The following is a 4,657-nucleotide window of genomic DNA, read 5'->3' as shown; positions in this document are numbered from 1 at the left end:
GTCCGAAATATTCTCCAAAGCCACTCTAACGGAAGGCGCCATTTGAACGGTAACATAAATATCTGGATTGTCCAAAACATCCATCAATTCTTTAGTATCGACTTTTTCGTATATTGCCGCTACTGGACAGTGAGATGCGCATTGTCCGCAGTCAACACAGGTTGAATCTTTAAGCGAAACACCGACTGGAGCAAAATAAGTGTCGAAACCTCTATTTACGAATCCCAATGCATGAACTCTTTGCATTTCTTGGCAAACCACGACACATCTTCCGCATTTTATACATTTTTCTGGGTTGAGAACTATACTTCCCGCCGTTTCGTCTCTCGGATGATTCTGTTTTATATTGTCGAATTTTGAATTTCTAACTCCGAAATCCGCAGCCGCCGTTTGAAGCTCGCAGTTCCCGTTTCTTATACAATTTAAACAATCGTTTGGATGAGCGGATAAAACGAGTTCCAAAACTCCCTTTCTAACCTTGTTTATCTCCCCGTCATGCGTTATAATATCCATTCCTTCTTCCACAAGCATAGAACATGCTCGAACATATTTATTTCCCATATTTGCAAGTTTAACCATACAAATACCGCAAGCCGATGTCGGAGGAATATCGGGATGATAGCATAGGGTAGGGATTTTTATTCCTATTTTTTTAGCCGCTTTTAATATCGTAATATTTTCTTCAACTTCCAAATTTTTACCGTTTATTTTTATTTTAATCATAATTTTTATCCTTATTTTAGATTTTAATTTTAACCGACTTTTTAATTTGTATTTCGGACGAATATTCCCGCTTTATATTCGTTTTCAAAATGTTTCAAAGTCGATAAAACGGGATTTGCAGCCGTAGTTCCGAGCGCGCATAAAGAAGCGGTTTTCATAGTCAAAGCTATTTCTTTTAATTTTTCTATATCTTCTTCTTTCGCTCTTCTTTTTGTAAATTTTTCGAGTAATTTTAGCATTTGCATGCCTCCTATTCTGCAAGGCACACATTTACCGCAACTTTCGTCAACGCAAAAACCTAAATAGAATTTGGCAAAATCGACCATATTTCTATCTTCGTCTATGACTATCATACCGCCCGAACCCATCATTGAGCCTAATTGAACCAAATTATCGAAGTCTATATGAGTTCCAAATAATTCTTCGGGCAATATTCCGCCAGAAGGTCCTCCCGTTTGAACGCCTTTTGCAAATTTATCGTTGGGAACTCCTCCGCCTATATCGTAAATTATCTCTCTAATCGTAGTTCCCATAGGCACTTCAACCAATCCCGATACATTTACATTTCCCGTCAAAGCGAATACTTTAGTTCCTTTTGAATTTTCCGTTCCGATAGAGGCAAACCATTCTCCGCCGTTATTTATTATAGCGGTAATATTTGCAAAAGTTTCTACATTATTTATTACGGTAGGGCAACCGAATAATCCTTTTACCACAGGGAAAGGTGGACGCGGTCTCGGAGTTCCTCTGCTTCCTTCTATTGACGCCAAAAGCGCCGTTTCTTCTCCGCATACGAAAGCTCCCGCTCCAAGTCTTATATCCAAATCGAAAGAAAAATCGCTTCCCAAAATATTTTTTCCCAAGAGTCCGTAATCGTAAGCCTGTTTCAAAGCTATTTTCACTCTTTCGACCGCGAGTCCGTATTCCGCTCGGATATACATATAGCCTTTACTCGCTCCTATCGCGTATCCGCCTATAGCCATAGCTTCTATTACGGCATGAGGGTCGCCTTCGAGAATGCTTCTATCCATATACGCTCCAGGGTCGCCTTCGTCCGCATTGCATACCATATATTTTTGTTCGGCTTCTATTCCTTCGGCAAAACTCCATTTTTTCCAAGTTGGGAATCCCGCTCCGCCTCTTCCTCTGAGTCCCGATATTTCCAATTCTTTAATAACATCTTTTGGTTTCATATCGAATAATACTTTTGAAAGGGCTTTATATCCATCGTTTCCTATATATTCGTCAATATTTTCGGGGTCTATCATACCGCAATTTTTTAGGACGACTCTTTTTTGTTTTCCGTAAAAATTAATCTCTTTAGTAAAGTCTCTATGTTCTCTCTGTTCTTTATACAATATTTTTAGAACGAGTTTTCCTTGCATTATATGTTGTTCTATTATCTCTTTGGCGTTTTCTGGTTGAACATGAGTATAGAAAACTCTACCTGGAATTATTTTAACTACAGGACCTTGACTACAAAAACCGAAACATCCCGTTTTTATAACCAATACTTTATCGCCGATTCCGTTCTTTTCGGCATGCTCTTTCAATAACCGAACTATCTCTTCGCTTTTATTCGATTCGCAAGCTGTTCCTCCGCAAACCAAAATATGATATCTGTCGTCTTCGGAGCTTTCTATTCCCTTTCTTATTTCTATTTCTTTTTCCGTGCTTATTCTATGTTCTTCCAATTTTTTTCTGTCTAATTTTTCTACCATAAAAATTTTCTCCCATTATTTATTTTCTTTGTTATTGTTATCGTCTATGAGTTTTGATATATCTTCGGGTTTTACTCTTCCTTTAACTTCGCCGTTGAAAGTGATAACGGGAGATAAACCGCAACAACCTATGCATCTAACTTCTTCCAATTTATATTTTCTATCTTCAGAATATTGTTCGTTTCCCTTTAAGCCAAGTTTGGATTTTACCTCGTCAATCAAATCTTTCGCTCCATTTAAATAGCAAGCCGTTCCCATACAAACGGCTATATGATTATCGGCTGGGGGTTCCATAGTGAAATAATTATAGAAAGTCAATATTTCGTATATTCTCGTAAGCGGAACATTTATTTCTTCCGATACATATTTTGCCACATTTCTGGGGACATACCCGTAATGTTTTTGAATGCCATGAAAAATCATTATTAGATTTCCTTCGACATTTTCCCATTCTCCGACTAATTTTTTGACGGTATCGCTTATAGGTTCTTCGGTTAGTAAAGCGGTATTTTCGCTCATTTTATACCTCCGTTGTTATTTTATTTTTATTTTTTAATTAAACCGTTATAAATAGTATAATAAAAAATGATTCAAAATTCAAGTGAATTTTTTAATCTTTTTTCTTAAAACTATTTACAAAATAACGATTTATTATACAATAATAATACCTAAATGAATAACTATTAAAGTTTATCATAAAGGAATTAATTGCGATTATATGATATTTAATTTGATTTATGGAAAATAGAATTGCCGTTATAGGAATAGTCGTTGAAAATAAAAATATAGTTTCAAAGGTTAATGAAATTTTGCATGAAAACGGCGATTTTATAATAGGAAGGATGGGAATTCCTTACAGAGAAAAAAATATAAATATAATCAGTATCGTTTTAAATGCTCCTTCGGATAAAATTAATAGTTTGACGGGTAAACTTGGTATGTTGGAAGGAGTTTCGGCAAAAGCTCTCTATTCCAATAAATAACCGATAATTTTTAAACAGTTTTTTATTTGAGGTTTCATTATGTTTAATTACAATTCAAAATCAAAAAATGCAAACGAATTTATAAACGACAAAAAAATTTTAGAGACAATATCCGAAGTCGAAAACGGAAATTACGATATCCAAAAAATATTGAATAAATCAAAAGAAATGAAAGGACTCGAACCCGCGGAAGCTTTAGCGTTATTGCTATGCGAAGATAAAAATATAGAAAACGAAATATACGAAATCGCAAAAAAAATAAAACTTGAAATATACGGAAAAAGAATAGTTTTGTTCGCTCCTTTATATTTATCGAATTATTGCATAAACGGTTGCGTGTATTGTCCTTATCATTCAAAAAATAAGAATATCGCGAGAAAAAAATTAACGCAGGAAGAGATAAAAGCGGAAGTAATAGCATTGCAAGATATGGGACATAAAAGACTCGCTCTCGAAACGGGAGAAGACCCAGAATATGCGAGTATGGATTATTTGCTCGAATCTATAAAAACTATTTACGGCATCAAACATAAAAACGGCGCTATAAGAAGAGTCAATGTAAATATAGCGGCTACAACCGTTGAAAATTATAAAAAATTAAAAGACGCTGGAATAGGCACTTATGTTTTATTTCAGGAAACTTATCATAAACCGACTTATCAAAAACTTCATCCTACGGGACCTAAAAGCGATTACGAATATCACACCGAAGCGATGGACAGAGCTATGGAAGGCGGAATTGACGATGTGGGAATAGGAGTTTTATTCGGGCTTTATAATTACAAATACGATTTTACGGCGATGCTTTATCATGCAAAACATTTGGAAGATACTTTCGGATGCGGACCTCATACTATTAGCGTTCCGAGAATAAGACCCGCGGACGATGTCGATGTTAATTCTTTTCCAAACGCGATAACAGACGATTTATTTAAAAAAATAGTAGCGGTTTTAAGAATAGCCGTTCCTTATACGGGAATAATAGTTTCCACGAGAGAGAGTCAAAAATCGAGAGAGGAAGTTTTGGAAGTCGGAGTTTCGCAAATAAGCGGAGGCTCGAGAACAAGCGTTGGCGGATATGTCGAAGAAGAGGAAGAAAATTCAAAACAATTCGAGGTAAACGACACTCGCTCGCTTGACGATATAATAGAATGGTTATGCAAGATAGATTATCTGCCAAGTTTCTGCACGGCATGTTATAGAGAAGGAAGAACGGGAGACAGATTCATG

5 protein-coding genes are annotated in these 4,657 nt (G+C 35.9%); 2 read left to right on the top strand and 3 right to left on the bottom strand.

Annotation, left to right across the window (positions count from 1 at the left end; genetic code table 11):
• The 3 genes from EZH24_RS07400 to EZH24_RS07390 all read right to left on the bottom strand — a co-directional run.
• A partial coding sequence (locus EZH24_RS07400) for a 2Fe-2S iron-sulfur cluster-binding protein (RefSeq protein WP_137998481.1) occupies positions 1–723 on the bottom strand: 723 nt, incomplete at its 3' end.
• A gap of 41 nt (positions 724–764) precedes the next feature.
• Positions 765–2,444, bottom strand: a complete 1,680-nt coding sequence (locus EZH24_RS07395; RefSeq protein ID WP_137998480.1) for a NuoF family protein — start codon at positions 2,442–2,444, stop codon at positions 765–767.
• A 15-nt stretch (positions 2,445–2,459) separates the two neighbouring features.
• Entirely contained in the window at positions 2,460–2,963 is a 504-nt protein-coding gene (locus EZH24_RS07390) for an NADH-quinone oxidoreductase subunit NuoE family protein (protein ID WP_137998479.1), read from the bottom strand.
• Between the two features lie 218 nt (positions 2,964–3,181).
• On the opposite strand from EZH24_RS07390, the gene EZH24_RS07385 reads away from it, so the two are divergent.
• Entirely contained in the window at positions 3,182–3,427 is a 246-nt protein-coding gene (locus tag EZH24_RS07385; protein ID WP_137998478.1) for a TM1266 family iron-only hydrogenase system putative regulator, read from the top strand.
• 39 nt (positions 3,428–3,466) lie between these two features.
• The coding region (gene hydG / locus EZH24_RS07380; RefSeq protein ID WP_137998477.1) for a [FeFe] hydrogenase H-cluster radical SAM maturase HydG at positions 3,467–4,657 on the top strand (1,191 nt) is incomplete at its 3' end.

Origin of the sequence: Brachyspira catarrhinii (genome assembly GCF_005518285.1) — a bacterium.
Lineage (GTDB): Bacteria > Spirochaetota > Brachyspiria > Brachyspirales > Brachyspiraceae > Brachyspira > Brachyspira catarrhinii.
The sequence above is the reverse complement of the archived record's forward strand: the minus strand, read 5'-3'. Positions and strand labels throughout refer to the sequence as shown.

What these genes read in the sequence shown, in the direction of transcription:
- EZH24_RS07395 (WP_137998480.1), bottom strand. Translation starts at nt 2,444, where the DNA reads ATGGTAGAAAAATTAGACAGAAAAAAATTGGAAGAACATAGAATAAGC.
- EZH24_RS07390 (WP_137998479.1), bottom strand. Translation starts at nt 2,963, where the DNA reads ATGAGCGAAAATACCGCTTTACTAACCGAAGAACCTATAAGCGATACC.
- EZH24_RS07385 (WP_137998478.1), top strand. Translation starts at nt 3,182, where the DNA reads ATGGAAAATAGAATTGCCGTTATAGGAATAGTCGTTGAAAATAAAAAT.